This window comes from Actinokineospora sp. NPDC004072, assembly GCF_053604195.1.
This window is the reverse complement of record NZ_JBSGHB010000004.1, coordinates 356023-381502: the sequence shown is the minus strand read 5'-3', so window position 1 is coordinate 381502 and position 25480 is coordinate 356023. Positions and strand designations below refer to the sequence as shown.

Here is a 25480-nt window from a genome sequence, read left to right as displayed (position 1 = left end):
GGCGGTGAAGGCGGGCGGAGCCCGTTCACGCCCTCGCGAGTTTAGCGGCGTTTCGCTCCCCGCGAATGCGAGTCCACCCCATCGGACAGGCTTGGCGGGGCGCGTTGCGGTTCGGTGGTGGGCGTGTTCCTGGTGTGGGGGGTGGCGCGTTGCTTGGTGCCTGTGCCGCTGCTGATTAAAGGTTCTGGTTCTGGGTGCGGGTGACGGCTCGGTCGACGAGGGTTGCGTAGATTTCGCCTAGGGAGCGGCCTGCGGCTTCTACGGCCATGGGGACCAGGGAGGTTTCCGTGAGGCCTGGGGAGAGGTTGACCTCTAGGAAGTGCACTTGGCCGTGGTGGTCGATCACGGCGTCGGTGCGGGAGATGTCGCGCAGGCCGAGGAGGCGGTGGGCGGAGAGGGCCAGGTCGGCGACCTTGGCGGCGGTGGTGGCCGGGAGGCGGGCTGGGGCGTGGAATTCGGTGAGGCCTGCGGTGTAGCGGGCCGTGTAGTCGTAGACGCCGTTGTGGGCGGTGATCTCGACCGCGGGGAGGGCGTGGGGGCCGTCGGGGGTGTCGATGACGGTGATGGCGACCTCGGTGCCCTCGATGTAGCGCTCGGCCAGGACGGTGTCGCTGTAGGCGAGGCAGCCGACCATCGCGGTGGGGAGGTCGGCGGCGTCGCGGACGACCTGGGCGCCGAGGGCGGAGCCGCCCTGGTCGGGCTTGAGCATCATCGGCAGGCCGAGGCGCTCGACCATCGCGTCGAGGACCGGTTGGGCGCCGAGTTCGCGGAAGGTGCTGTGCGGCAGGACCACCCAATCGGGGGTCAGCAGGCCCGCGCGGGCCAGTTCGGCCTTGGCGGTGGGCTTGTCCCAGGCGCGGCGGCAGGCGTCGGCGTCGGTGCCCACGTACGGGATGCCGAGCAGCTCCAGGATCGTCTGGATGGAGCCGTTCTCCCCCTCGCCGCCGTGCAGCGCGACGACGACCGCGTCCGGGCGGTGCTCGCGCAGGCGCGGCAGCAGGGCGGCGTCGGCGTCCCACTCCTCCACCATCACCCCGGCCGAGCGCAGGGCCGCGGACACGCGCCTGCCCGAGCGCAGCGACACGTCGCGTTCGTGCGACAGCCCACCGGCCAGGACGGTCACCCAGCGGTCGGACACGAGAAGCTCCCTCTAGTGGGTGTCGGGCGACGGGGTCTGCGAACCCGACAGCGTGCGGCGGCCGGCGGGGCCGAAGGTGCGCAGCAGCTCCAGCTCCTCGGCCAGCACGGTGGCCAGCCTGCGGACGCCCTCGGTGATCCGCTCCGGCGGCGGGTAGCAGAACGACAGGCGCATCTGCCTGCTGCCGAAGCCGTCGGCGTAGAAGCCGGTGCCCGGCACGTACGCCACCCGGGCGGTGACCGCGCGCGGCTGCATGGCCTTGGTGTCGATGCCCTCGGGCACGGTCAGCCAGACGAAGAAGCCGCCGTCGGGGCGCGTCCACGTGCAGCCCGGCGGCATGTGCTGCTCCAAGCCCGCCAGCAGCGCGTCCCGGCGCTCGCGGTACATCGTCTGGAACGACTTGATCTGGCCCTTCCAGTCGTGGGTGGCCAGGTAGCGCGACACGACGAGCTGGTTCAGCGTGGGCGGGCACAGCGCGGCGGACTCCGCGGCCAGCACCAGCTTCTCCCGCACCGCGTGCGGGGCCAGCGCCCAGCCCACGCGCAGACCGGACGCAAACGTTTTCGAGAAGGAGCCCAGGTAGATCACGTTGTCGCGGTCCATCGACCGCAGCGCCGGGTAGATCTGACCGTCGAAGCCGAGCAGGCCGTACGGGTTGTCCTCGATGACCAGCACGCCGTGGCGCAGGCAGATGTCCAGGATCTCCGCGCGCCGCGGCACCGCGAGGGTCACGCCTGCGGGGTTCTGGAAGTTGGGGATCGTGTAGAGGAACTTGACCCGCTTGCCCGCCGCCGCCACCGCGGCGATGGCCTCCTCCAGCGCGGCCGGGATGAGCCCCTGCTCGTCCATGGCGACGTGCCGGACGTCGGCCTGGTAGGAGGCGAAGGTGCCCAGCGCGCCCACGTACGACGGGCCCTCGGCCAGCACCACGTCGCCCGGGTCGCAGAAGATGCGGGTGACCAGGTCCAGCGCCATCTGCGAGCCGACGGTCACCACCAGGTCGTCCGGGTGCCCGTGCACGCCCTCCAGGGCCATGACCTCGCAGATCTGCTCGCGCAGCAGCGGCACGCCGTGCGCGGAGCCGTACTGCAGGGCGGTCATGCCCTCCTCGGCGATGATGGCCGCCATCTGCTGCGACAGCGACTCCAGCGGCAGCGCGGCCAGGTTGGGCATGCCGCCTGCCAGCGACACCACCTCGGGCCTGCTCGCCACCGCGAACAGCGCGCGCACCTCGGATGCCGTCATGCCCTCCGCGCGGGCGGCGTAGCGGCTCAGGTGCGGGTCGAGGCTGCGCGCCCCGCTCCGCTCGGGCGGCTGCTCCCGCGGCGTCGATGGTCCGCTCACTGGCGCTCCTCTGGTCGCGTCGTCCGAGTGTAACCGGAGGGGTGACGTCGGCCGGATAATCGCGTCCGCGGTTCCGGCCCAGGTCACATCGCCCTATCCTGTCTCGGTAGGGAGAACTCGGGCGGGGGAGGTTGGGTGTCGCGACGCATCGTCGGCGTCACGCTGGACAACCTGGAGCATCTGCCTAAGCAGTGCCGGTCCTGCGTGTACTGGGAGCTCGCGCCGCACCTGAAGCAGCAGGCCGAGGAGTTCGGCACCACGGAGCTGGAGAAGGAGGCCTGGGTCTCCAGCGTCCTGCTGGAGTGGGGCTCCTGCGGCCGCATCGTCTACAGCGACAAGCTCCCCGTCGGCTTCGTCCTCTACGCCCCGCCCAACGCCGTCCCCCGCGCCTCGGCGTTCCCCACCTCCCCCATCAGCCCGGACGCCGTCGTGCTGACCGGGTTCCACGTGCTCCCCGAGTTCCGCAAGGGCGGCCTGGGCAGGCTGCTGGTGCAGTCGGTGGCCAAGGACCTGACCCGCCGCGGCGTGCGCGCCATCGAGGCCTTCGGCGACATGGACCCCGACGAGGACCACAGCTGCGTGGTCCCCGCGGCGTTCCTGACCAGCGTCGGGTTCAAGACCGTCCGCCCGCACCCGCGGTGGCCCCGGCTGCGGCTGGAGCTGCGCTCGGCCATCACCTGGAAGGAGGACGTCGAGGCCGCCCTCGAACGCCTCCTGGGCACGGTCACCATCAGCACCGTCGGCACCCCGGCGATGCAGCGGTAGGCGCTACTCCGCCTTCGCCAGCTCGTGGGCGAGCACGTCGGCGAAGGTGAACGTGCCGGTCGGCTGGTCGTTCTGCCCGAGCAGGTACAGCCGCTTGACCGCGACCAGGATGCCCTCGGCCACGACGTCGCGGAACGCGGGCTCGGTGAGCCTGCGCCGGTCCTCCTCGTTGGTCAGGTAGCCGATCTCGATGCGCACCGCGGGGCAGCGGGTCAGCCGCAGCAGGTCCCAGGTCTTGGGGTGGCTGCCGCAGTTGCGCATGCCGGTGCGCATCACCAGCTCGCGCTGGATCAGCCCGGCCATCGCCTCGCCGAGGGTGGAGGTGGCGCCGTTGCCGGTGCCGAAGTGGAAGGCGGCCACGCCCTGGGCGTGCGGGGAGCGGTTGCCGTCGGTGTGCAGCGACAGCACCAGGTCGGCGCCGGTGTCGTTGGCGAAGTGGGCGCGGTCGGCCTCGTCCGGGCACTGGTCGGGGCCGCGGGAGAGCAGCGCCTCCATGCCGGTGGCGACCATCTTGCCCTCCAGCCGGGTGGCCAGGTCCCACATCAGGTCGGCCTCGCACACCCCGCCGATGGCCAGGCCGGGGTCGTCGCCGCCGTGGCCGGGGTCGATCACGATGCGCTTGCCGCGCAGCCGCGGCCCGGCCCGGCGCACCCGCTCCTGCTCGCGCAGCAGCACCGGGCGGCCGCCGCGGGCGCGCGGGGAGAGCTGGCGCAGGGCGCGCACGGTCTGCGGCCCGCAGATGCCGTCGACGGTCAGGCCGTAGTCGCGCTGGAAGTTGCGCAGCGCGGCCTCGGTCTGCGCGCCGAAGACCCCGTTGGAGCGGCCCGCGTCGTAGCCCAGCTCCAGCAGGCGCTCCTGCAGGGTCAGCACGTCGTCGCCGGTGAGCGGGGCGGAGACCAGGAAGGCCAGCGGCCGCCCGCCCAGGGAGTAGGTGGCGTCGCGCAGGGCCCGGTAGGTCGCGGGACCGACGATGCCGTCGGTGATCAGGCCGCGGCGCTGCTGGAACGCGCGGACGGCTTGCTCCAGTTGGTCGTCGAAGACGTCCGCCTGCTGGGCGGGGGTGGCCAAACCCAGCGCGACGAGCGTGGAGCGGACCTCGGCAACGGCCTGGCCCGTGTCGCCGCGGCGGAGTACCCGCATGGACCCTCGCTCTCGAATCGGTGGTGCCCCAATGCTGACAGTGGCCCATTCTGCCTTGCCGTCCCGATCCGGACGCGATCGGTCACGGCGCACGAGCGGACCCGGGGCCCGCCGCGGGCTGTCGGGCAGCCGCGGGGACCCCGGGTCCGGGTCGGGGTGCTCAGGCGAGGCCGAGATCGTTGAGCAGGGCCGCCTTCGGCTTGGCGCCGACGATCGTCTTCACCGGCTTGCCGCCCTCGAAGAGGATCATGGTCGGCACGGACATCACCTGGTAGTCGCGGGCGATGCCGGGGTGCTGGTCGATGTCGAGCTTGGCGATGGTGATCTTGTCGGCGTGGTCGCGGGCGATCTCCTCGAGCACCGGGGCGACCATGCGGCACGGCCCGCACCAGGTCGCCCAGAAGTCGACCAGGACGCGCTTGCCGCTGCTGATCACGTCCGCGTCGAACGAGTCGGCGGTGACGGTGACCGTGTTGCCTGCCATTCGGTGTCTCCTGTTCAGTCGCTCTTGCCGTAGCCGCCGCCGACCAGCTCGGTGGCCATCTCGGCTTCCTCGGTGCCGTGCTCGGCCAGCCAGCGCTCGGCGTCGATGGCCGCCGAGCAGCCCGAGCCCGCCGCGGTGATGGCCTGCCGGTAGGTGCGGTCGACCAGGTCCCCAGCGGCGAACACGCCGTCGAGGTTGGTGTAGGTCGTGCTGCCCTTGGTGATGACGTAGCCGTCCTCGTCGAGGTCGACCTGGCCCTTGACCAGGGCGCTGCGCGGGTCGTGGCCGATGGCCACGAAGAAGCCGGTGACGTCGAGCTGGTCGGTCTCGCCGGTCACGGTGTCGCGCACCTTGAGCCCGGTGACCTTCTGGTCGCCGACCACCTCGTCGATGGCGGTGTTGAGCCGCCACCTGATCTTCTCGTTGGCCCGGGCGCGCTCCAGCATGATCTTGGAGGCGCGGAACTCCTCGCGCCGGTGCACGATCGTCACGGACTTGGCGAAGCGGGTGAGGAAGGTCGCCTCCTCCATCGCCGAGTCGCCGCCGCCGACGACCGCGATGTCCTGGTCGCGGAAGAAGAAGCCGTCGCAGGTCGCGCACGCCGAGACCCCGCGCCCCAGCAGCTCCTGCTCACCGGGGACGTTGAGGTAGCGCGCGGCCGCGCCCATCGCCAGCACGACGGCCTTGGCCTCGTACCGCACGCCGTTGGCCTCGACCACCTTCACCGGGCCGGCCAGGTCGACCGACTCGACGTCCTCGGGGCGCAGCTCGGCGCCGAAGCGCTCGGCCTGGGCGCGCATCTGCTCCATCAGGTCCGGGCCCATGATGCCGTCGCGGAAGCCGGGGAAGTTCTCCACCTCGGTGGTGGTCATCAGCGCGCCGCCGAACTGCGAGCCCTCGAAGACCAGCGGGTTCAGCTGCGCGCGAGCCGCGTACACGGCGGCGGTGTAGCCGGCCGGTCCGGACCCGATGATGATCAGGTTGCGGATCTGCGCAGACATTCGCCCTCCATCGCCTCGGCCCGGACGGGTCGTCCGGACGCACTCATGTCAACGCGATGGTATGGCGCTGTTGTTCCGGCGCCCTCTGCCACTCACCCATGCCCGCCCACGGAGTGGGATCAGTTGATGGTCCCGTTGAACAGGGCTTTGCAGTCGGCGGTGACGACGAGCACCCGGAACTGGGCGGGCTTGTCGCCGAGCATGATGGCCATCACGCCCGATCGGCCCTCCACGGTCACCGGCCGCACGCCGAGCAGCTCGGTCTTGGGGTCGATGCCGTTGGCGTCCAGGCAGCGGTCCAGGCCCGCCTCGTCGCCGAGCGGGCCGTAGTCGAAGGCGCCGATGTCCTCCGGGGCGACGGCCAGCGGCGGGGCGGCGGTGGCCCCGCCGCCCGCGGTGGTCGTCGGCGCGGCCACGCCGGTGCCGGGGGTGTTGGTGGGCAGCGCGGCGAACGTCACGGCCACGGCGGCGGCCGCCGCGGTGAGCACGCCGACGCCCCAGGCCGCCATCCGGCCGCGCTTGCGCCGCGCGGCGGCCAGGTCGACCACCGGAGCCCCGCCCGGCGGGGTCTGCGGGGCGGCGAAGGCGCGGCGGGCCTCCTCGGCCAGCGCGGCGTCGAGCCGGGCGGCGAACTGCTCGGGCATGGGCGGGGCGGGGGCCTCACGCAGCGCGCCGAGGCCGGCACGCACGGCGTCCAGCGCGGCGAGCACCGCGCGGGCCTCCGGGTCGGCGCCCGCGCGGGCCCCGATGTCGGCGGCCCGGCGCGGCTCCAGCACGCCCGCATGCAGGTCGGCCAGCAGGTCCACGGACCACGGCGGGCCGTCGGGGCCGATGCTGCCCCGAATCTTGTCCGTCATCGTCCCTCCCCGTGGCGCCCGTCCGGAACGCCTCGCCACTCTCCAGCGCCACCTGGGACGTTCGCATCTGCACCGGGGTTCCGCAGATGTCCGAGCGATTTCGCCAGCTTCGCCCGGCCGCGGGCGCAGCGGCTCTTGACCGTGCCCTCGGCGATGCCGAGCAGCTGGGCGGTCTCGGCGACGGAGTAGCCCTCGACGTCGACGAGCAGGATGGGCAGCCGCTGGTCCTCCGACAGCTCGGCCAGCGCCCGCTGCACCACCAGCTGGGTCTCCCGGTCGGCCATCGCGTCGCGCGGGCTGACCGGCTCGCCGGGCCCGGCCTCGGGCAGCGGGACGGTCGGGCGGGCGTTGCGCCTGCGCACGCGGTCCAGGCAGGCGTTGACCACGATGCGGTGCAGCCACGTCGTCACCTGCGACTCCGCGCGGAAGGACCCGGCGGCGCGGAAGGCGGAGATGAACGCCTCCTGCAGCGCGTCGGCGGCCTCCTCGGGGTCGCGCAGCGTGCGCAGCGCCACCGCCCACAGCCGGTCGCGGTGCCTGCGGACCAGTTCGGTGAACGCGCGCGGGTCACCGGCGGCATGCGCCGCGATGAGGTCGGCGTCCGAGCTGGCTGCGGCGGTCACGCGGACAATGTAACGGTGGTGGTCAACCACGCGGTCACTGCGCCCGGATGAACCCGATCTCGCTGAGCTCCGAGCGGTTGCCCTCGGCCAGCGCGCTGATCCACACCAGCACGTGCTGGGTCGGCTCGGTCCGGTCGAGCTGCAGCTTCGTCTGGCCCGCCCGCAGCGTCGCCTTGCCGATGACCTTGGTCTCGGCCAGGTCGGGCTGCTCGGACGGGGCGCTGCGGATCTCCACGACGGTGCCGTCGCTGGGCGAGTCGATGACCACCTCGGCCAGCGAGACCGGCTCGGCGAAGGAGGCCATCAGCCCGACGCCGGGCTTGAGCGCGGGGAACTGCTCGCGGTAGGTGTCGGTGCGCCAGCCCGTGGCGGGGTCGCCGTCGACGGCGCGGTTGGCCCGGCGCGGGTTGTCCGGGGTGCCGCCGACGCTGAAGACCTCGATGCCCGCGGGCCGGATCGGCCCGGCGGGCACGACCGGCTTGGGGGCGGGCGCGCCGCTGGCCGCGGTGGTGTTGCCGGGGGCGGTCGCGGTGATCGTCGGGCCGCCGACCGGGCCGCTGTCGTCGAAGAAGCTGATCAGCTGCATGCCGACCCAGGCCAGCACGCCGACGGTGGCCACGGCCAGCGCGGTGACGCCGATGGCCAGCTTGCGCCGCTGGGCCTTGTCGTTGGTCGGCGGGCGGGTGGTCCAGACGGCGCCGTCGTCGTCGTAGTCCTCCTGCAGCGCGACCAGCCGCTGGGTCTGGTCCTCGGCCAGCCTGGCCCGCTCCAGCACCTGCAGCAGGGCCGCGGCCGTGCGGATGCCGCCGTGGGCGTCGTCGGCCAGGCAGCGCACCGCGGCCACCGACAGCTCCAGCGGGATGTACGGGAACAGCGCGCCCGGCGGCAGGATCGCGCCGTCGGGGCCGCGCGGCGCAGGCGGCACGCCCTCGGGGCCGCCGGGCAGCGGCCAGCGGCCGGTGAGCAGCAGGTAGAGGATCGCGCCGAGGCCGCGCACGTCGTCGCGCAGGCCCGCGGCCGCGGGCGGGCCGGGGAAGGCCAGCCGCAGCTGGCCCTCGGGGGTGACCCGCACCCGCTGCGGGTGGTCGATGCCCAGCACCAGGCCGATGTGGTGGGCCTGGTCGACGGCGGCGGTGAGCGGTTCGAGCAGCCGGGCCGCCGTCCCCGGCGGCAGCGGGTGCTCGGCGATCACGTCGAGCAGGTCGGTCCCGGCCGACCAGTCGGCCACGACCATGCCGAGGACGCCTTCGCGCGGGTCGAGCCCGGCGCCCGCGGGGACGATGTCGAGGACCCGGGCGGTGCCCGGGTGGTCGAGGCGGGCGGTGTGCGCGGCGCGGTCCAGCACGCGCCGGGCCCGGTCGGCCGCGGCCGGGTCGCCGGGCGGCCCGGCGAGCAGGGTCAGGGCGACGTCGCGGCGGAGCTGGCCGTCGCGGGCGCGCCAGAACTGCACGCCGGAGCGGGGCTCGGCGCCGAACTGGGCCAGCAGCCGGTAGCGGCCCTCGCCGACGAGCGCGCCGGGCAGGAGCACGGCTGGCGCGGCTCGCCTGCCTGCGGCTTCCCCGCCCGTGGGCACCTCGGATCGCCTCGTCGTCACCCTGCTCGCTCCTGCCGTACGCTCCCGCGCCCGAGCGTACGGGAATCCGGCGCGCCCTTGGTGACGCGCTGATCAGCCGCGGCGGACCAGACGGGTGATTCGCGCGGTGGCGGGCTTGAGCTCGGGCACCTTGAGCAGGGCGAGCGCGCCGAAGGCGACCGCGAAGGCGACCAAGCTCTGCACGATCAGGGTCACCCACGCCGAGCCGGTGCCCTCGACGCCGCCGGGCACCACGAGCTCGGCGGCCAGCCAGGCCGCGCCCATGCCGACCGCGCCGGCGAGCACGGTCTTGGCGATCAGCGAGACGATCTTCTTGTTGCGCAGGTGGCCCAGCCGGACCCACAGCCACATCTGGCCCGCGACGGCGCCGAGGACGTAGGTCAGCGAGTTGACCAGCATCACGCCGATGACCACGTTCTCCGGGGCGAGCGCCCAGCCGCACAGGTACAGCATCGGGATCTTGGCCGCGGTCATCCCGATCATGATCAGGGTCGGGGTGCGCGCGTCCTTCATCGCGTAGAACACCCGCAGCTGCAGCATGACCAGCGCGTACGGGAGCAGGCCGAACGCGGAGAACGCCAGGGCGACGCCGAGCCGCTTGCCGTCGGCGACGCTGGGCTCGCCGAGGCTGAACAGGGCCACGCCCACGGCCGCGCCCGCCACGGTGAGCACCGCGCTGATCGGCACGAGCAGCACGGCCGAGAGCCTGCTGCCGGTGGACAGGTCGTCGATCACCGCGGCGGTGTCCCCGCGCGCGGCGGACTTGCTCATCCGGGGCAGGATCGCGGTCAGCAGGGAGACGCCGATGACGCCGTACGGGAGCTGGAACAGCAGCCAGGCGTTGGCGTAGATCGACACGCCGCCCTGCTCGCCCGCGGTCAGCACCCGCTGGGTGATCACCACGCCGATCTGGCTGACGGCGACGTAGCCCAGCACCCACAGGGCCAGGCCGCCGAACTCCTTGAGCCGGGCGTCCAGGCCCCAGGTCCAGCGGTAGCGGAAGTCGATGCGCCGCAGGGCCGGGATCAGCACCACCGACTGCACGACGATGCCCATCGTGACCCCGATGCCGAGCACGAGCAGCTTGGGGTTGCCCATCTCGACCGGGTCGAGGGAGATCTCGCCGGGCACCAGCGTGTAGAGCACCAGCGTCGCCATGATGACGACGTTGTTCAGCACCGGGGCCCACGCGGTGGGGCCGAACACGTGCCGGGCCTGCAGGATCGCGCTGAGCAGGGCGAACAGGCCGTAGAAGAAGATCTCCGGCAGCAGCAGGTAGGCGAAGGCGGTGGTCAGCTCCGGGTTCGCCTGGCCGGTGGAGTCGTCGATGTAGAGCCGGGTGAACAGCGGCGCGGCGGCGATGGCCAGCAGGGTGCCGACCGCCAGGCCGGTCAGGCCGACGGTGAGCAGCCGGTTCATGTAGTCCTGGCCGCCGTCCGGGTCGTCCTGGGAGCGGACCAGCAGCGGGACGACGACGCTGGCGAGCACGCCGCCGAGCAGCAGCTCGAACACCACGTTCGGCAGCGTGTTGGCGACGGTGAAGGAGTCCTGGACCGTGCCGAAGCCGACGATCGCGGTCAGCAGCACCTTCCAGCCGAACCCGGTGATCCGGCTGATCAGCGTGGCCACCGCCATGCCGCCGCTGGCGCGGGCCAGCGACGGTGTCTTCGGCTGCTCGCCGCCCTGCTGCACGCCCGCTCCCGCTCGGGTCAAAGGTCGGCCCCGGCGGAGTCCGCGGCCTTGGCCGTCCGCAGCCTACGCACCAGCCGCAGCCCGACCAGCAGCACCAGCGCACCGGCCGCCGTGCCGGTGACGATCAGGATGATGCTGCCGAACGAGGTCGAGTTCAGCTCCACCCGGGAGGTGCCGCCCAGCTCGGTGCCGCTCTGCGTGGTCAGCCAGACGTTGACCACGAACCGGCCGGACCGGGTGACCTCGGTGGGCAGGTAGCGCGGGATGGCGGCGTTGGCCGGGATGCGGACGAGGGTGTCCTCCTGCGGCCGCAGGCCGGGGGTCGTCCCGACGTTGATCTTCGCCAGCACCTCGACCGGCAGCTTGTTGGTGATGTAGACCGGCAGCGGGCTGTCCTGGGAGGCCAGCGACAGCGGCCTGCCCGGGTCGGTGACCGACACCTGGTCGAGCACGGTCTGCAGGCCGTCGGCGACCTGGGCGGCCGCCTGCCTGGCCTGGTCGGGGTCGCTGCGCCAGGCGGTGGACGCGGCGCGGAGCAGGCCGCGGCGCAGCGGCGCCAGCAGCGCCTGCGGGGTGACCTGCTTGGTGGCGTCCTCGAACAGCACCTTGTCGACCAGCTCGCGCTGCACCCGGTCGGCCTTGCCGATGCGCGCGGTGGTCGGGGCCGGGATCTCGGCGGCGGCGTCCTGGGCGCCGTACTCCAGGCCCGAGGCGGTGCCGTTGGCCTTGCCCGACACCAGCGCGGGCAGGGCCAGGGGCGCGGTGAACCGCTGCGCGGAGAGCGCGCGGACCGTGCCGAGGAAGACCGAGAGGTCCTCGGCGTCGGCCCGCCACCGCCGCGGCGGGGCGACCAGCACCGGCTCCGGGGTCGCGGCGATGCCGCCGCGGAAGACCAGCGCCGACAGCCCGTTCTGCACCGACGAGGTGGCCACGCTCGCGTCCGCGGTGCGCAGCCGCGGTTCGAGGGACTGGGCGATGAGCCCGTCGTAGGGGATGGCGCGCTGGTCGCCCGCCAGCTCGAAGGGGGCCGACCCGGTGGCCCCGGTCAGCCGGGTGCTGTCGACCAGCAGCGTGGTCGGCCGGTGCGCGGCCAGGTCGGCGCGGGTGCGCTCGTCCACCGTGCCGCCCGCGGGCCAGACCGCGCCCTCGACGGCGGTGGCGTTCATGACGGACTTGACGATGTCGGCGGTCGTCCTGGCCTGGCCGCGCTCGTCGAAGGTCACCCCGGGCGCGCCCAGCGCCAGGGACTGCAGCGCGGTGGTGTCGGCGCGGGAGAGCGCGGCGAGGTCGGCGTCGGCGTAGGGCAGGGCGACGACGCACTGGCCCGAGGCCAGCTCGCGCAGCGTGGTCAGCCACAGCTCGGCGGTGGTCGCGCCGCGGCCGTCGACCAGGCCGTCGCCGGTGCGGACGCGGTAGCCGTCGGACATCGACGCGACGGTGGTCAGCAGGTCGGGGTCGATGGCGAAGCACAGCGAGCGCAGGATCGCCGGGTCGGCCTCCGCGGCGGCGCGCACGGCGTCGAGCAGGGTGTAGAGCCGCCCGCCCACGGCCAGCGACGCGGCGAGGTCGTCGTCGGACAGCACGGCGGGCCCGCTGCCCAGGGCGCCCTCGACCAGCCGCGGCTCGTCCACCAGCGGCCAGAGCACGGTCAGCGGGGTGGGCTTGGCGGGCGGGTCCACGCCGTCGCCGCCGGGGACCGACAGCACCGGCAGCAGGGTGCTCAGCGAGCCCAGCCGCTCGGTGCTGCCGAAGTCGGGCACGCCGTTGAGGTTGAGCGCCAGCGGGTAGACCCCCGGCCGGTCGATCCCCAGGTCGGCCACCAGGTCGACGGTCACCCGGAAGTCCACGCTCGCCCCCTGCTCCAGGTGCGGGGAGACCTCCTGGAACCGCGAGGTGCGCGCGGGCCGGTTGAGCGCCGAGGTCAGCGACGGGTCGGTGATCGCCTCGCGCAGGCCCGCCTCGGTGCCGAGCACGTCGCCGCGCTGCACGCGCAGGTCGACCTCGGAGATGGCGCGGTCGCCGGTGTTGGTGAGCGTGCCGGTGACGGTCAGCGTCCGCGCGGAGGACTGCACCACGCGCGGGGACAGCGTGTCGATCTCGACGCGGAGCCTGCTCGACCCGGGTTGGGCCGTGGCCTCCGCGGCGAACGCGGTGGTGGCCAGCGCGGCCAGGGCGGCTGCCACCGCGGCGGCGCCGCGGCGCAGGCGAGCGGTCACGGGGACTCTCCATGCGGGGACAGGTCCCGGTCGGGACCGGAGGCGAGGGGCTGCTCGGAGAGTAGTTGGCGCGCCTTGCGGACCAAACGCCGCTCGTCGGCGTAGGCCAGGCGGGCGTCGAGGTCGGCGAGGTCGACCCAGGCCACCTCGCTGACCTCCACGTCCTCGTCCGACAGCTCGTAGGAGCGGGCGACCAGCAGGAAGTGGTGCACGGTCTTGTGCACGCGCTTGCTGCCGTCGGCGATGAACCAGTAGTCGATGGTGCCCAGCGGCCGCACGACCTCGCCGTCGATGCCGGTCTCCTCGGCGATCTCGCGGACGGCGGTCTGCTCCGGGGTCTCCCCCGCCTCGATGTGGCCCTTGGGCAGCGACCACAGCAGCCGCCCGCGCCGGTCCAGTCGCCCGATCAGGGCAACCCGGTGGCGGAGGGCGTCGACGACCATGCCGCCCGCGGAGGTCTCGTCCACGGTGCGCAGCCTGCGCCCGCGGGAGCGGCGCCCGGACCGGGCACCGCGGGACCTGCCGGACGACGGGGGCACCCCACCGATGGTAATGCGAATGGCGCAGTGCGAGACCGGGGCGGAAACCGGCTGCCAGGGCCGATACCCTCGACTCTTGTGTCAAGTTCGCCCGCCGCCCACGCCGAGCCCGTGATGGACCTGCTGACCGCCAACCCCGTAGTCGACGAGCTCGCGGCCCGCTTCGCCGCCGCGGGCCACCGGCTGTACCTGGTCGGCGGGAGCGTGCGCGACGCGCTGCTCGGCAGGCTGGGCACCGACCTGGACTTCACCACCGACGCCCGTCCCGAGCAGGTCATGGCGCTGGTCAGGGGCTGGGCCGACGGGGTGTGGGACACCGGCATCGCCTTCGGCACCGTGGGGGTGGCCAAGGCGGGGCAGACCTGCGAGATCACCACCTTCCGCGCCGACGCCTACGACCGCGTCTCGCGCAACCCCGAGGTCCGCTTCGGCGACACCATCGAGGGCGACCTGGTGCGCCGGGACTTCACCGTCAACGCGATGGCCGTCGACTTGTCGACAAAGGAACTCATCGACCCGCACGGCGGGCGGGCCGCGCTGGAGAGCCGGGTGCTGGACACCCCCGCGACCCCGGAGGAGTCCTTCGCCGACGACCCGCTGCGGATGCTGCGGGCGGCGCGGTTCATCAGCCAGCTGTGCTTCGTCCCCGCGCCGCGCGTGGTCGCCGCGATGACGGCGATGAGCGCCGAGATCACCCGGATCACCGCGGAGCGGGTCCAGGTGGAGATCTCCAAGCTGCTCTGCGGCGACGACCCGCGCGGGGGGATCGAGCTGCTGGTCGACACCGGTCTGGCCGCCCACGTGCTGCCCGAGATCCCGGCGCTGCGGCTGGAGATCGACGAGCACCACCAGCACAAGGACGTCTACGAGCACTCCCTCGTCGTCCTGGAGCAGGCCGTCGACCTGGAGGAGGACGGGCCCGACCTGGTGCTGCGGCTGGCCGCGCTGCTGCACGACATCGGCAAGCCGGACACCCGCAGGCACCTGCCCGGCGGCGGCGTCAGCTTCCACCACCACGAGGTCGTGGGCGCGAAGATGGCACGCAAGCGCTTGCGCGCCCTGCGGTACTCGAAGGAGGTCGTCGAGGACGTCGCCCGGCTGGTGTTCCTCCACCTGCGCTTCCACGGCTACGGCAAGGGCGAGTGGACCGACTCGGCCGTGCGCCGCTACGTCACCGACGCGGGCGACCTGCTGCCCCGGCTGCACAAGCTCGTCCGCGCCGATTGCACCACGCGCAACAAGCGCAAGGCCAACATGCTCCAGCGCACCTACGACGGCCTGGAGGAGCGCATCGCCCGCATCGCCGCCGAGGAGGACCTGGCGCGCGTGCGGCCCGACATCGACGGCAACGAGATCATGCGGCTGCTCGGCCTGGCCCCCGGCCCGCTGGTCGGCGAGGCGTGGCGGCACCTGAAGGAGCTGCGCATGGACGCCGGGCCGCTGGGCCGCGACGAGGCCGTCGCCGCGCTCTACGCCTGGGCCGCCGAGCGCGGGCTACCGGTGCCCGCGGCTGGCGACGGCGAAGCCGCCGAGGCCGAGCAGGTAGACGACCGCGGCGGTGACGACCAGGCCGGGTGAGACCCCGTCCGGGGCCACCACCAGCGCGGCCAGCGCCAGCGAGACGACCTGGGTGACGTTGAACAGGGTGTCGTAGAGGGCGAAGACCCGGCCGCGGCTCTCGTCGCCGATGTCGCGCTGCACCGCGGCGTCGACGCACAGCTTGACGACCTGCCCGACGAAGGAGACGGCGAACGCGGCGGCGAGGGTGGTCCACATCGTCATCGGCAGGCCGAGGGCGAGGATGGCGGCCGCGCCGACGACCAGCGCCGCGCCCACCGTGCGCCGCCGCCCGGCCTCGGCCACGATGCGCGCGGTGGTCAGCCCGGCGATCAGCACCCCGACGCCGAAGACCCCGGCGACCTGGCCGAGCCCGCCCAGCCCGGCGTCGAACTCGAACCGGACGAGCAGCACGGTCAGCAGCAGGAGCACGCCGAAGACCGCGCGGTGGGCGAGCAGGGCGACGAACCCGGCGAGCACGGTCGGGGTCCGCACGGCGACCCGGCCGCCGTCGAAGAGGCCGCGGGCGACGGCCACCAGCGTCTGCGCGGGCTCGTCGACCGCGTCCGGTCCGAGGGCGTTGCGCGGGAACCGGCCCGCCACGACGGCGGCGACCGCCGACCCGACGACGGCGACCGCGGTGGTCAGCCCGGAGCCGGTGTCGCCGTCGCCCAGCAGGGCGCGCAGGCCGACCGCGCAGCCCCCGCCGATCACGGCGACGACCGCGCCCAGGGTCGTGGCGATGGCGTTGGCCTCGACCAGGTTGCGCACGGGCACCACGTGCGGCAGCGCCGCCGAGAGCCCGGAGCCGACGAACCGGCTGATCCCGACCACGACCAGGGCGAGGGTGAACAGGGTGGTCCCGCTGCCGCCCGCGACCACGCACACGGCGGTCACCACGACCATGACCCCGCGCAGCAGGTTGGCGGCCACCAGCACGCGGCGGCGGTCCCAGCGGTCCAGCAGCGCGCCTGCGAACGGGCCGACCACCGAGTACGGCAGCAGCAGCGCGGCGAAGCCCGCGGCGATGGCCAGCGGGTCGGCCTGGCGCTCGGGGTTGAACAGCACCGCGCCCGCCAGGCCCGCCTGGAACAGCCCGTCGCCCCACTGGGCGGCGAAGCGGCTCAGCAGCAGCCTGCGGAACCCGGGGAAGGCGAGCATCCGCCGCGGCCCGATCCGGTCGTGGTGGTGCTCATGGCCCGTGGCCGAGGCCCGCGTACTCACGGAGAGCCAGCCTACGTGCCCGGGAAGAGGCGAGCGGGCGGCTCCCAGCTGGGAAGCCGCCCGCCGCGGCCGACGCCCGGTCGCCTCACGGCGGTTTGCGCAGAGTGGCTCCAGCCGAGCGGTATTCCACTAAGGCAGTTGTGGTTGAGCCCGGGGGACACGGTGGCGTCGACCGTCCTTTACAACGACCGAGCCCGGCGGAATGTTCCCCCGGCTCCGTCGTGGCGGTCCCGGCCCGGATGGGATCATGTCGACCGTGTCGTCCGAGGTGTCCGTCGAGCCGGGAACGCTGCTGGTCGCCGCGCCGAGCCTGCTCGACCAGAACTTCCGCCGCACGGTCGTGTTCGTCATCGACCACCGCGGCGAGGGCACGCTGGGCGTCGTCCTCAACCGGCCCAGCGAGGTGCCCGTCGGCGAGGTGCTCCCGTCGTGGGGCCCGCACGTGACCGACCCCGGGTCGGTCTTCGTGGGCGGCCCCGTCGAGCAGAAGACGGCGCTGTGCCTGGCCGCCATGCGCACCGGCGAGACCGTCGACGGGGTCCGCGGGCTCATCGGCGTGCGCGGCCCGGTCGCGCTGGTCGACCTCGACGCCGACCCGGAGCCGCTGGTGCCGAAGCTGCGCGGGGTGCGGGTGTTCGCGGGCTACTCCGGCTGGGAGGTCGGCCAGCTCGCAGGCGAGATCGACCGCGGCGACTGGATCGTGGTGCCCGCCCTGCCCGCCGACGTGCTGGCCCCGCCGACCCAGGACCTCTGGGGCCGGGTGCTGCGCCGCCAGGGCATGCCGCTGGCCCTGCTGGCCACCCACCCGGGCGACGTCCGGCAGAACTAGGCGCGAGGACTAGGCGCGCTGGAAGACCCCGCAGCCGCCGCACTGGCAGCCCTTGCAGCCGGCGGGCAGCTCCGGCTCCGGCTCGGGCAGCGCCGCGGCCGCGCGGTGGCCGAGGAGGCCGCCGCCCGCGGTCAGCGCGAGCAGGCCGACCAGGGCGAGCACGCAGGCCAGGATCGGGTTGGGCATCAGCCAGCCCGCGACCGCGCCGAGCACGCCGACGGCCCCGGCCGCGGCGATGGGCAGGCCCGCGACCTTGTTGCCGAGCCGGAAGGCGTCGTCGTCGCGCAGGGTCGCCGCGGTGCGCACGCCCGCGAAGCGGTTGCGCGGCAGCCGCCCGGTGAGGCCGAGGACGCCGACGACGAGCAGGGCGGCACCGGCCAGCAGGGGGGCGAGCGGCAGCAGAGTCACGCCACCGATAGTAGGTCGTGCCCGCCATCACCCCTGCGCTACCCTAGGGGCCATGAGCACCGGGCACCTGCTCCTTAGTGGGCCGTGCTGACCGACCGGCATCGGTGAGCACGGCGACCCTCCACGCCCTTCGGGCTGGGGGGTTTTGTTTTGCAGTCCCGGGAGCAGGAAGGAACCCACTGATGAGCGACGAGCCCGCCCACCGCTACACCGCGGCCATGGCCGCCGAGATCGAGCGCCGCTGGCAGGACCGCTGGGCCGCAGACGGCACGTTCCACGCGCCCAACCCGGTCGGCGAGCTGGCCGGGCCGGTGCCCGCCGACAAGCTGTTCGTGCAGGACATGTTCCCGTACCCGTCGGGCGCGGGCCTGCACGTCGGGCACCCGCTGGGCTTCATCGGCACCGACGTCTACGCGCGCTACCACCGGATGAACGGCCGCAACGTCCTGCACACGATGGGCTTCGACGCCTTCGGCCTGCCCGCCGAGCAGTACGCCGTGCAGACCGGGCAGCACCCGCGCAAGACCACAGAGGACAACATCGAGACCTACCTGCGGCAGATCCGCAGGCTGGGCCTGGGCCACGACGACCGGCGGCGGATCTCCACCATCGACCCGGCCTACTACCGCTGGACCCAGTGGATCTTCCTGCAGATCTTCAACTCCTGGTACGACCCCGAGGCGGGCCGGGCCCGCCCGATCGCCGAGCTGGCCGCGCAGTTCGTCACCGGCGAGCGCCCCACCCCGGACGGGCGCCCGTGGGCCGAGCTGTCGCACGCCGAGCGGCAGGCGCTGCTGAACGAGCACCGGCTGGTCTACCTGTCCGACGCGCCGGTGAACTGGGTGCCCGGCCTGGGCACGGTGATCTCCAACGAGGAGGTCACCGCCGACGGGCGCTCCGAGCGCGGCAACTTCCCGGTGTTCCGCAAGAACCTGCGCCAGTGGATGATGCGGATCACCGCCTACGCCGACCGGCTGATCGACGACCTGGAGCGGCTGGACTGGCCGGAGAAGGTCAAGTCCATGCAGCGCAACTGGATCGGCCGCTCGCACGGCGCGCGCGTCCGGTTCGCCTGCGGCGAGTCGGCCATCGAGGTGTTCACCACCCGGCCCGACACCCTGTTCGGCGCGACGTACATGGTCCTGGCCCCCGAGCACCCGCTGGTCGACGAGATCGCGGGCGCGAGCTGGCCCGCCGACGTCGACCCCCGGTGGACCGGCGGCGCGGCGACCCCGGCCGAGGCGATCGCGGCCTACCGGCGCGCGGCGTCGATGAAGTCGGAGCTGGACCGGCAGGAGAACAAGGACAAGACCGGCGTGTTCACCGGGGCCCACGCGGTCAACCCGGTCAACGGCGCGTCGATCCCGGTCTTCATCGCCGACTACGTGCTGATGGGCTACGGCACCGGCGCGATCATGGCCGTGCCCGGCCAGGACCAGCGCGACTGGGACTTCGCCACCGCCTTCGGCCTGCCGATCATCCGCACCGTGCAGCCCGCCGACGGCTTCGACGGCGAGGCCTACACCGGCGACGGCCCGGCCATCAACTCCGGATTCCTGGACGGGCTGGACATCGCCGACGCGAAGAAGGCCGTCATCGGCTGGCTGGAGGAGCACGGCCACGGCCGCGGCACCGTCCAGTACAAGCTGCGCGACTGGCTGTTCTCCCGGCAGCGCTACTGGGGCGAGCCGTTCCCGATCGTCTACGACGAGGAGGGCACCCCCATCGCGCTGCCGGAGTCGATGCTGCCGGTCGAGCTGCCCGAGGTCGACGACTACTCCCCCACCACCTACGACCCCGAGGACGCCGACACCGAGCCGTCCCCGCCGCTGTCGAAGGCGCGCGACTGGGTCGAGGTCGAGCTGGACCTGGGCGACGGCCCGCGCACCTACCGGCGCGACACCAACACCATGCCCAACTGGGCGGGGTCGTGCTGGTACCAGCTGCGCTACGTCGACCCCTACGACGCCGAGCACTTCTGCGCCCCCGAGAACGAGCGGTACTGGCTGGGCCCGCGCCCCAAGGAGCACGGCGCGACCGACCCCGGCGGCGTCGACCTGTACGTCGGCGGCGTCGAGCACGCGGTGCTGCACCTGCTGTACGCCCGGTTCTGGCAGAAGGTCCTGTTCGACCTGGGCCACGTCACCGGCGACGAGCCCTACCGCAGGCTGTTCAACCAGGGCTACATCCAGGCCTACGCCTACGCCGACGCCCGCGGGGTGTACGTCCCGGCCGCCGAGGTGGTCGAGCGCGACGGCCGGTTCTTCCACGGGGACACCGAGGTGTTCCAGGAGTACGGGAAGATGGGCAAGAGCCTGAAGAACGTCGTCACCCCCGACGAGATGTGCGACCTGTACGGGGCCGACACCTTCCGGCTGTACGAGATGTCGATGGGCCCGATGGACGTCTCCCGCCCGTGGGCGACCAAGGACGTCGTCGGCGCCCAGCGCTTCCTGCAGCGCCTGTGGCGCGCGGTCGTCGACGAGGAGACCGGCGCCCTGCGCGTGGTCGACGGCGAGGTGGACGAGCCCACCCTGCGCCTGCTGCACAAGACGATCGCCGGCGTGCACGAGGACTACTCGAACCTGCGCTACAACACCGCGGGCGCGAAGCTGATCGAGCTGACCAACCACATCACCAAGCACCACGGCGCGGGCTGCCCCAGGGTGGTCGCCGAGGCGCTGGTGCAGCTGCTGGCCCCGATGTGCCCGCACATCGCCGAGGAGCTGTGGTCGCGCCTGGGCCACCCCGGGTCCCTGGCCCACGGCCCGTTCCCGGTCGCCGACGAGAAGTACCTGGTCGAGGACACCGTCGAGTACCCCGTCCAGGTCAACGGCAAGGTCCGCGGCCGCATCACCGTCGCCGCGTCGGCCACCCAGGAGGAGATCAAGTCCGCGGCCCTGGCCGAGGAGAAGGTCGCCGCCCTGGTCGGCGCCGCCACCCCGAAGAAGCTGATCGTCGTCCCGGGCCGCCTGGTGAACGTGGTGCTGTGAGCGGCGCGATCAGGGCTTGAGCACCAGGCCCAGGACGGCGGCGGCGACCATCACGACCAGGGCCAGCGCGATGAGGGTGGTCGCCCGGCGGACCAGGCGGAACTTGCGGGTGGCCAGGCGGGCGACGGTGGTGAGGCGTTCGCCGCGCCAGGTCTCCTGGTCGCGGGCGCGTTCGGCGAGGTGCTGCTTGACCTGCTTGGCCGTCATGCCGCCGTAGAGCAGCAGGGGGCTGCCCGCCAGGTGCGGGCGGATGGTCCACAGCAGGAGCAGCACCGCCGTGCCGAACAGGGCGGCGGCGATCGCCAGGGCGATGATGACGACCGGGTGCAGCGGCGCCTTCATCAGCAGGGTGAGCCCGGCGGTGATGGTGCTGAACACCGCGAGCAGCAGGCCCGCCTTGGTGTCCGTGCGCACCATCGCGCCGTCGGCCCGGTCGATCTCCTCCTGCATCAGTTCCGCGACGTTCACGTCAGTTCGGCCCATGTCGGATAGGACGGCTGGGCGCCCGCCCGGGTTACCGAGATCGACGCCACACGGCAGGCCAGGCCCGCGGCCTTGACGAGGTCGTCGCCCGCTGCCAGGCGGTGGGCGAGCGCGCCCGCGAAGGCGTCGCCCGCGCCGGTCGTGTCGACCGGGGTGACCGGGGGCGCCGGGACGCGGACGACCCCGGACGCGGTGACCACGTCCGCACCCTGCGCGCCGCGGGTGATCACCGCGCTGCGGACGCCGAGGGCCAGCAGCGGGCCGAGGGCGTCGGCCTCGTGCTCGTTGACCACCAGCGGGTCGAGCCCGGCCAGCGTCGCGGGCGACAGCTCGGTGACGGGCGAGAGGTTGACCACCGCCCGCACGCCTGCGGCCACCGCCGCCGCCACCGCGTGCTCCACGACCGGGATCGGCACCTCCAGCGAGGCGACCAGGACGGCCGCGCCGGTGAGGTCGACGTCGGCGGGGGTGAGCGCCGCGTTGGCCCCCGGCGACACCACGATCGAGTTCTCCCCGTCCGCGGTGACGGTGATGAACGCGGCCCCCGTCGGCCGCTCGACGGTCCGCAGGCGGCTGACGTCGACACCGGCCGTTGTCAACGACGAGCGCAGCAGAGACCCGTGCCCGTCGGCCCCGACCGCGCCGATGAAGACCACCGACGCGCCGAGGCGGGCCGCGGCCACGGCCGTGTTCGCGCCCTTCCCGCCGGGGAGAACGCGCACGTCAGAGCCGAGAACGGTCTCCCCGCCGCCCGGGCGGCGGGGGACGTCGACGACCAGATCGGCGTTGGCGGAGCCGAGCACGGCGACCACTGGAGCCACGCGGACCTCCATCAGGATGCGGAAACGATCGTGCGCAAGTGTGAACGAATGGGTAGTCGCACGGCTCCCGAGTGCCACAATCAACGTCAACGTTTCGCGGAGGCCCGCAGCCGGGCGCTCCGCGGGTGACCCCAGGGCGGCGACGCCCTGGGCGCCGGCCAGGGCCAGGGGGCCACGGCCGGCACTGGTCACCGGCGTCGGTCGCGTAGCCCCCCGAGCGATCGGCGCCGGTGGCGCCTACACCCGCTCCAGCGCGCGCGGGGCCTCCACCTCGGAGAGCCCGGCCCGCTCCTGCAGCCGCCGCAGGCCACGGGGCGCCCACCAGGAGGCGTCGCCGAGCAGTCGCAGCACGGCCGGGACCAGCAGCATGCGGACCACGGTCGCGTCCAGCAGCAGCGCCACGATCATGCCCGCGCCGATGAAGCGCATGCTCGCCAGCGACGACATCGCAAACGCCCCGGTCACCACGCCCAGCAGCAGCGCCGCCGCGGTGATCATGCGGCCGGTGCGGACCAGCCCGGCACGCACGGCGTCCGGCGTGCTCATCCCGTGCGCCCGCGCCTCGACCATCCGCGAGAGCAGGAACGTCTCGTAGTCGGTTGACAGGCCGAACACGACCGCGCCGATGAGCACCATCATCCCGGCCTGCGCCGGCTGCGGGGTGACCCCGAGCGCGTCGGCGAAGTGGCCCTGCTGGAAGACGAACACCAGCACGCCGAAGGTCGCCGACAAGCTCAGCGCGCTCATCACCACGGCCTTGACCGGCAGCAGGATGGACCCGAACGCCAGGAACATCAGCACCAGCGTCGCCCCGACCAGGATCGCGATCATCCACGGCACCTGGTCGACGATGGCGTCCACGCTGTCGGCGACCATCGCCGGATACCCGCCGACCAGCACTTCGGCGTCGGAGGCAACCGCCCGCAATCCGTCAATGGCATCGCGCGCGGCGTCCGACGACGACTCCCCCGCCAGCGGCGCGGCGAAGGCGAAGATGTCGCCAGCCGCGCCGGTCGGCACCACGTCGACCACCCCGGGCACCTGCTTGGCGGCCACGACGAACCGCTCGGCGTCGGCTTGGTCCGCCCCGCGCAGGACGACCTCGGCGGTGTTGTCGCTGGCGCCGGGGAACTGCTCGGCGATCACCTCGGCGGTGACCCGGTTGGGGTCGCCCGGCGGGAGCTGCTTGACGTCGTAGCCGCCGAAGCGCACGTCGCCGAAGGGCAGGGCGAGCACGACGAGCACGGCGACGATCGGCGCGGCGAACCACACCGGCCGCTTCATCACCGCGTCGGCGACGCGGCCCAGCCAGCGCGGCTCGCCGGTCGGGGCGCGGCGCACGGCGAGCTTGTCGACGTTGCGGCCGAGGACCGCCAGCACCGCGGGCAGCAGCGTCAGCGACACGATCGCGGCGATGGCGACGGCCGACATGCCGCCGTAGGCCATCGACTTGAGGAAGTCCATCGGGAACACCAGCAGCCCAGACAGGGCGATGACCAGCAGCGTCGCCGAGAACGCGACGGTGCGCCCGGCCGTGGCGACGGTCCGCCGCACCGCCTCGCGCGGCTCGGCCCCGCCCGCCAGCTCCTCGCGGAAGCGCCCGACGATGAACAGCCCGTAGTCGATCGCCATGCCCAGGCCGAGCAGGGTGGCGACGTTGACGGCGAAGTTGTTGACCTCCAGGCCCAGGCTCAGCGCCCGCAGCACGCCCAGCGCGCCGAGGATCGACAGGCCGCCGACGAGCACGGGCAGTGACGCCGCGACCGCGCTGCCGAAGATGAACACCAGCAGCACCAGGGTCACCGGCAGGGAGATCGCCTCGGCGATGACGAGGTCGGAGTTGGACTGCTCGGTCATCGCCTGCTCGACGGGCGCCTGGCCGCCGATGCGGGTCTCCACGCCCTCGACGGGGAGCTGGTCCTTGATCGCCTGGTAGTTGGCCTGGCGGGTGTCGTAGTCGTCGCCCGCCAGGGTGATCGTGGCCAGGGCGAGCTTCTTGTCCGCGCTGGCGAGCGTGGGCGCCTGGGTGCTCCAGTAGTCCATGCGCTGGGTGATGCGCTCCGGCGGCAGGCCGTCGAGCGCCTTGGTCACCGCGGCGGCCAGCTGCGGGTCGTCGACCGACTCGCCGGGGGCGGTGTAGACGACGACCACGTCGGCGGGGCGCTGGTGGAGCGCGTCCTGCATGATCCGGCTCACCTCGGCGGACTGGCTGCCCGGGTCCTCGTAGCCGCCCTGGGTGAGCTTGTCGAAGATCCCCAGGCCCCACAGCCCGCCCGTCACCGTGACCACCAGGACGGCGACCAGCACCGCCCACCGGCGCCGGTGCACCAGCGCGCCCCACCTCGCGAACATGTCCCGGTCCCCTCCGCTGGTTTCCATCCCCGGCCACCGCCGACTACGGTGATAAGCACGGATCATTGCGTAAACGGCGTTTACTACTACCCCACCGTACGGGTGAGTAAACGCCGTTCACAAGAGCGTGGAGTAACCCATGACGCAGGCCACACGGCGAGCGGACACCGATCGGGCGATCCGCGCCCACGCCCGCGCGCTGCTGGTGCGCGACGGTCCGCAGGCGGTCACGCTCCGGGCGATCGCCCGAGAGATGGGCATCACCGCCCCCGCCCTCTACCGCTACTACGCCTCGCACGACGACCTGATCGAGCACCTGCGCTCCGACGTCTGCGAGGACCTGGCCCGCGAGCTGGCCGACGACCTCGCCCAGCTCGCCGACGACGACCGCCGCGGCCAGGTCATGGCCGTCTGCCGCGGCTTCCGCCGCTGGGCGCTGGCCCACCCGCAGGAGTTCGTCCTGGTCTTCGCCTCCCCGGCGGAGGCGACCTCGCACTGCCCGGCCGGGCCGGGCGGCTCCGACGTGCCGATGGACTCCTTCGGCCGGATCTTCCTGTCCGTGGCGGGCGGCGTGCTGGCCAGCGGCCCGCTGGTCGTGCCCCAGGACCGCGAGGTGCCGCGGGAGCTGGTGGCCGACCTCGCCGAGTTCCGGGTCGAGTTGATGCGGGTGATCGCCGAGTCCGGGGTCGAGGTGCCCGAGGAGCGGCTGGGTATCGGCACCGCGTACGTGATGCTGCAGGCCTGGGTGCGGCTCTACGGGCAGGTCGCGCTGGAGGTCTTCGGCCAGTTCCCGTTCCCGGTCAGCGACCCCGAGCCGCTGTTCGAGTCGATGCTGGCCGACCTGCTGCGCGAGGTCGGCCTAGGTGACGGCTTTGACGAATAGCGCGGCCAGCGCCCGGCCGTAATCGGCCATGTCCCGCTCCGGGTGCTCGGTCGCGCCCTCGATGGCCGAGCGGATGGACTGGGCGGTGACGGTGACGTCGATGTCGCCGAAGACGCCCTCGGCCTTGCCCTGGGCGAGCTGGCGCTCCAGCCTGCCCAGCCGGAAGTCCCGCAGCACCGGCGCGAACTCCGGCACGTGCTGGCCGATCTCGACGATCGTGCGCGCGTAGGCCGGGTGCAGCCGCAGCAGGTCCACCTGCGACTCGATGTACCCGCGCAGCATCTCCACCCGGTCGCCGGTCTGGCCGACCCGCTCGTTCATCAGCTCGTCGGCGCGGCCGATGGTGATCGTCAGCAGGGTCATGAGCAGCTCGTTCTTGTCCTGGAAGTGGTAGGAGACCAGCCGCGTGCTGCTCAGCCCGGCCGCCTCGGTGATCCGCTTGAACGTGCACTGGGCGAACCCGTGCTCCCCGATGACCCCGATCGCCGCGCGCGCGATCTGCTCGCGCCGATTTACCTGCATGAGTAAAGAGTAACT

General features: G+C 73.3%; 22 protein-coding genes. 5 read left to right on the top strand and 17 right to left on the bottom strand.

What is annotated here, in order from left to right:
• Positions 1 to 175: 175 nt before the first annotated feature.
• Positions 176 to 1138, bottom strand: a complete 963-nt coding sequence (locus tag ACWEPX_RS08935) for a D-alanine--D-alanine ligase family protein (protein ID WP_451896527.1) — start codon at positions 1136 to 1138, stop codon at positions 176 to 178.
• A 12-nt stretch (positions 1139 to 1150) separates the two neighbouring features.
• Positions 1151 to 2482 (bottom strand): aminotransferase-like domain-containing protein, encoded by a 1332-nt coding sequence (locus ACWEPX_RS08930; RefSeq protein ID WP_451896526.1) that lies wholly within the window; start codon positions 2480 to 2482, stop codon positions 1151 to 1153.
• Positions 2483 to 2617: 135 nt separating this feature from the next.
• Between ACWEPX_RS08930 and ACWEPX_RS08925 the strand changes: the two genes are divergently transcribed.
• Positions 2618 to 3247 (top strand): GNAT family N-acetyltransferase, encoded by a 630-nt coding sequence (locus ACWEPX_RS08925; RefSeq protein WP_451896525.1) that lies wholly within the window; start codon positions 2618 to 2620, stop codon positions 3245 to 3247.
• 3 nt (positions 3248 to 3250) lie between these two features.
• On the opposite strand, the gene ACWEPX_RS08920 is transcribed toward ACWEPX_RS08925, so the two are convergent.
• The 9 genes from ACWEPX_RS08920 to ACWEPX_RS08880 all read right to left on the bottom strand — a co-directional run bounded on the left by ACWEPX_RS08920 (position 3251) and on the right by ACWEPX_RS08880 (position 13393).
• Entirely contained in the window at positions 3251 to 4387 is a 1137-nt protein-coding gene (locus ACWEPX_RS08920; protein ID WP_451896524.1) for an N-acetylmuramoyl-L-alanine amidase, read from the bottom strand.
• A gap of 160 nt (positions 4388 to 4547) precedes the next feature.
• The gene (gene trxA, locus ACWEPX_RS08915; protein ID WP_451896523.1) at positions 4548 to 4871 is read right to left on the bottom strand and encodes a thioredoxin; all 324 of its coding nucleotides are present in this window, start codon (positions 4869 to 4871) and stop codon (positions 4548 to 4550) included.
• A gap of 14 nt (positions 4872 to 4885) precedes the next feature.
• The gene (trxB, locus tag ACWEPX_RS08910) at positions 4886 to 5872 is read right to left on the bottom strand and encodes a thioredoxin-disulfide reductase (protein ID WP_451896522.1); all 987 of its coding nucleotides are present in this window, start codon (positions 5870 to 5872) and stop codon (positions 4886 to 4888) included.
• A 119-nt stretch (positions 5873 to 5991) separates the two neighbouring features.
• A complete protein-coding gene (locus tag ACWEPX_RS08905) occupies positions 5992 to 6729 on the bottom strand; it encodes a hypothetical protein (protein ID WP_451896521.1) in 738 nt (245 codons plus the stop codon).
• Positions 6726 to 7352: an RNA polymerase sigma factor SigM gene (gene sigM, locus ACWEPX_RS08900; RefSeq protein WP_451896520.1), complete on the bottom strand. Its 627-nt coding sequence runs from the start codon at positions 7350 to 7352 to the stop codon at positions 6726 to 6728. The genes ACWEPX_RS08905 and sigM overlap by 4 nt, the downstream gene beginning before the upstream one ends.
• Before the next feature lie 34 nt (positions 7353 to 7386).
• Positions 7387 to 8946 carry a protein kinase family protein gene (locus tag ACWEPX_RS08895; protein WP_451896519.1) on the bottom strand — a complete coding sequence of 520 codons (1560 nt, stop codon included), beginning with the start codon at positions 8944 to 8946 and terminating at the stop codon, positions 7387 to 7389.
• Between the two features lie 72 nt (positions 8947 to 9018).
• Entirely contained in the window at positions 9019 to 10638 is a 1620-nt protein-coding gene (gene murJ, locus ACWEPX_RS08890; RefSeq protein ID WP_451896518.1) for a murein biosynthesis integral membrane protein MurJ, read from the bottom strand.
• Between the two features lie 17 nt (positions 10639 to 10655).
• Positions 10656 to 12854 carry a DUF6049 family protein gene (locus ACWEPX_RS08885; RefSeq protein WP_451896517.1) on the bottom strand — a complete coding sequence of 733 codons (2199 nt, stop codon included), beginning with the start codon at positions 12852 to 12854 and terminating at the stop codon, positions 10656 to 10658.
• Positions 12851 to 13393, bottom strand: coding sequence for an NUDIX hydrolase (locus tag ACWEPX_RS08880; RefSeq protein ID WP_451896516.1), 543 nt, complete (start codon positions 13391 to 13393; stop codon positions 12851 to 12853). Before ACWEPX_RS08880 ends, ACWEPX_RS08885 begins: the two co-directional genes overlap by 4 nt.
• Before the next feature lie 114 nt (positions 13394 to 13507).
• Between ACWEPX_RS08880 and ACWEPX_RS08875 the strand changes: the two genes are divergently transcribed.
• A complete protein-coding gene (locus ACWEPX_RS08875) occupies positions 13508 to 14971 on the top strand; it encodes a CCA tRNA nucleotidyltransferase (protein ID WP_451896542.1) in 1464 nt (487 codons plus the stop codon).
• Here the strand turns inward: ACWEPX_RS08875 and ACWEPX_RS08870 are convergent.
• Positions 14888 to 16111: an MFS transporter gene (locus ACWEPX_RS08870; RefSeq protein ID WP_451896541.1), complete on the bottom strand. Its 1224-nt coding sequence runs from the start codon at positions 16109 to 16111 to the stop codon at positions 14888 to 14890. The genes ACWEPX_RS08875 and ACWEPX_RS08870 overlap by 84 nt on opposite strands.
• 310 nt (positions 16112 to 16421) lie before the next feature.
• On the opposite strand from ACWEPX_RS08870, the gene ACWEPX_RS08865 reads away from it, so the two are divergent.
• Positions 16422 to 17003, top strand: coding sequence for a YqgE/AlgH family protein (locus tag ACWEPX_RS08865; protein ID WP_451896515.1), 582 nt, complete (start codon positions 16422 to 16424; stop codon positions 17001 to 17003).
• 9 nt (positions 17004 to 17012) lie between these two features.
• Here the strand turns inward: ACWEPX_RS08865 and ACWEPX_RS08860 are convergent, their stop codons facing one another.
• Entirely contained in the window at positions 17013 to 17411 is a 399-nt protein-coding gene (locus tag ACWEPX_RS08860; RefSeq protein ID WP_451896514.1) for an SdpI family protein, read from the bottom strand.
• Between the two features lie 182 nt (positions 17412 to 17593).
• Between ACWEPX_RS08860 and leuS the strand changes: the two genes are divergently transcribed.
• Positions 17594 to 20404 carry a leucine--tRNA ligase gene (gene leuS / locus ACWEPX_RS08855; protein ID WP_451896513.1) on the top strand — a complete coding sequence of 937 codons (2811 nt, stop codon included), beginning with the start codon at positions 17594 to 17596 and terminating at the stop codon, positions 20402 to 20404.
• Between the two features lie 9 nt (positions 20405 to 20413).
• On the opposite strand, the gene ACWEPX_RS08850 is transcribed toward leuS, so the two are convergent.
• The 3 genes from ACWEPX_RS08850 to ACWEPX_RS08840 all read right to left on the bottom strand — a co-directional run bounded on the left by ACWEPX_RS08850 (position 20414) and on the right by ACWEPX_RS08840 (position 24060).
• Entirely contained in the window at positions 20414 to 20887 is a 474-nt protein-coding gene (locus ACWEPX_RS08850; RefSeq protein ID WP_451896512.1) for a Pycsar system effector family protein, read from the bottom strand.
• Complete coding sequence (locus ACWEPX_RS08845) at positions 20869 to 21720, bottom strand: ribokinase (RefSeq protein WP_451896511.1); 852 nt, start codon at positions 21718 to 21720, stop codon at positions 20869 to 20871. The genes ACWEPX_RS08850 and ACWEPX_RS08845 overlap by 19 nt, the downstream gene beginning before the upstream one ends.
• 225 nt (positions 21721 to 21945) lie before the next feature.
• Positions 21946 to 24060, bottom strand: a complete 2115-nt coding sequence (locus ACWEPX_RS08840; RefSeq protein ID WP_451896510.1) for an MMPL family transporter — start codon at positions 24058 to 24060, stop codon at positions 21946 to 21948.
• Between the two features lie 139 nt (positions 24061 to 24199).
• On the opposite strand from ACWEPX_RS08840, the gene ACWEPX_RS08835 reads away from it, so the two are divergent.
• Positions 24200 to 24943 (top strand): TetR/AcrR family transcriptional regulator, encoded by a 744-nt coding sequence (locus ACWEPX_RS08835; protein WP_451896509.1) that lies wholly within the window; start codon positions 24200 to 24202, stop codon positions 24941 to 24943.
• Here ACWEPX_RS08835 and ACWEPX_RS08830 read toward each other — a convergent pair.
• Positions 24920 to 25465, bottom strand: coding sequence for a TetR/AcrR family transcriptional regulator (locus tag ACWEPX_RS08830; RefSeq protein WP_451896508.1), 546 nt, complete (start codon positions 25463 to 25465; stop codon positions 24920 to 24922). The two genes, ACWEPX_RS08835 and ACWEPX_RS08830, sit on opposite strands and share 24 nt — an antisense overlap.
• Between the last annotated feature and the right edge of the window lie 15 nt (positions 25466 to 25480).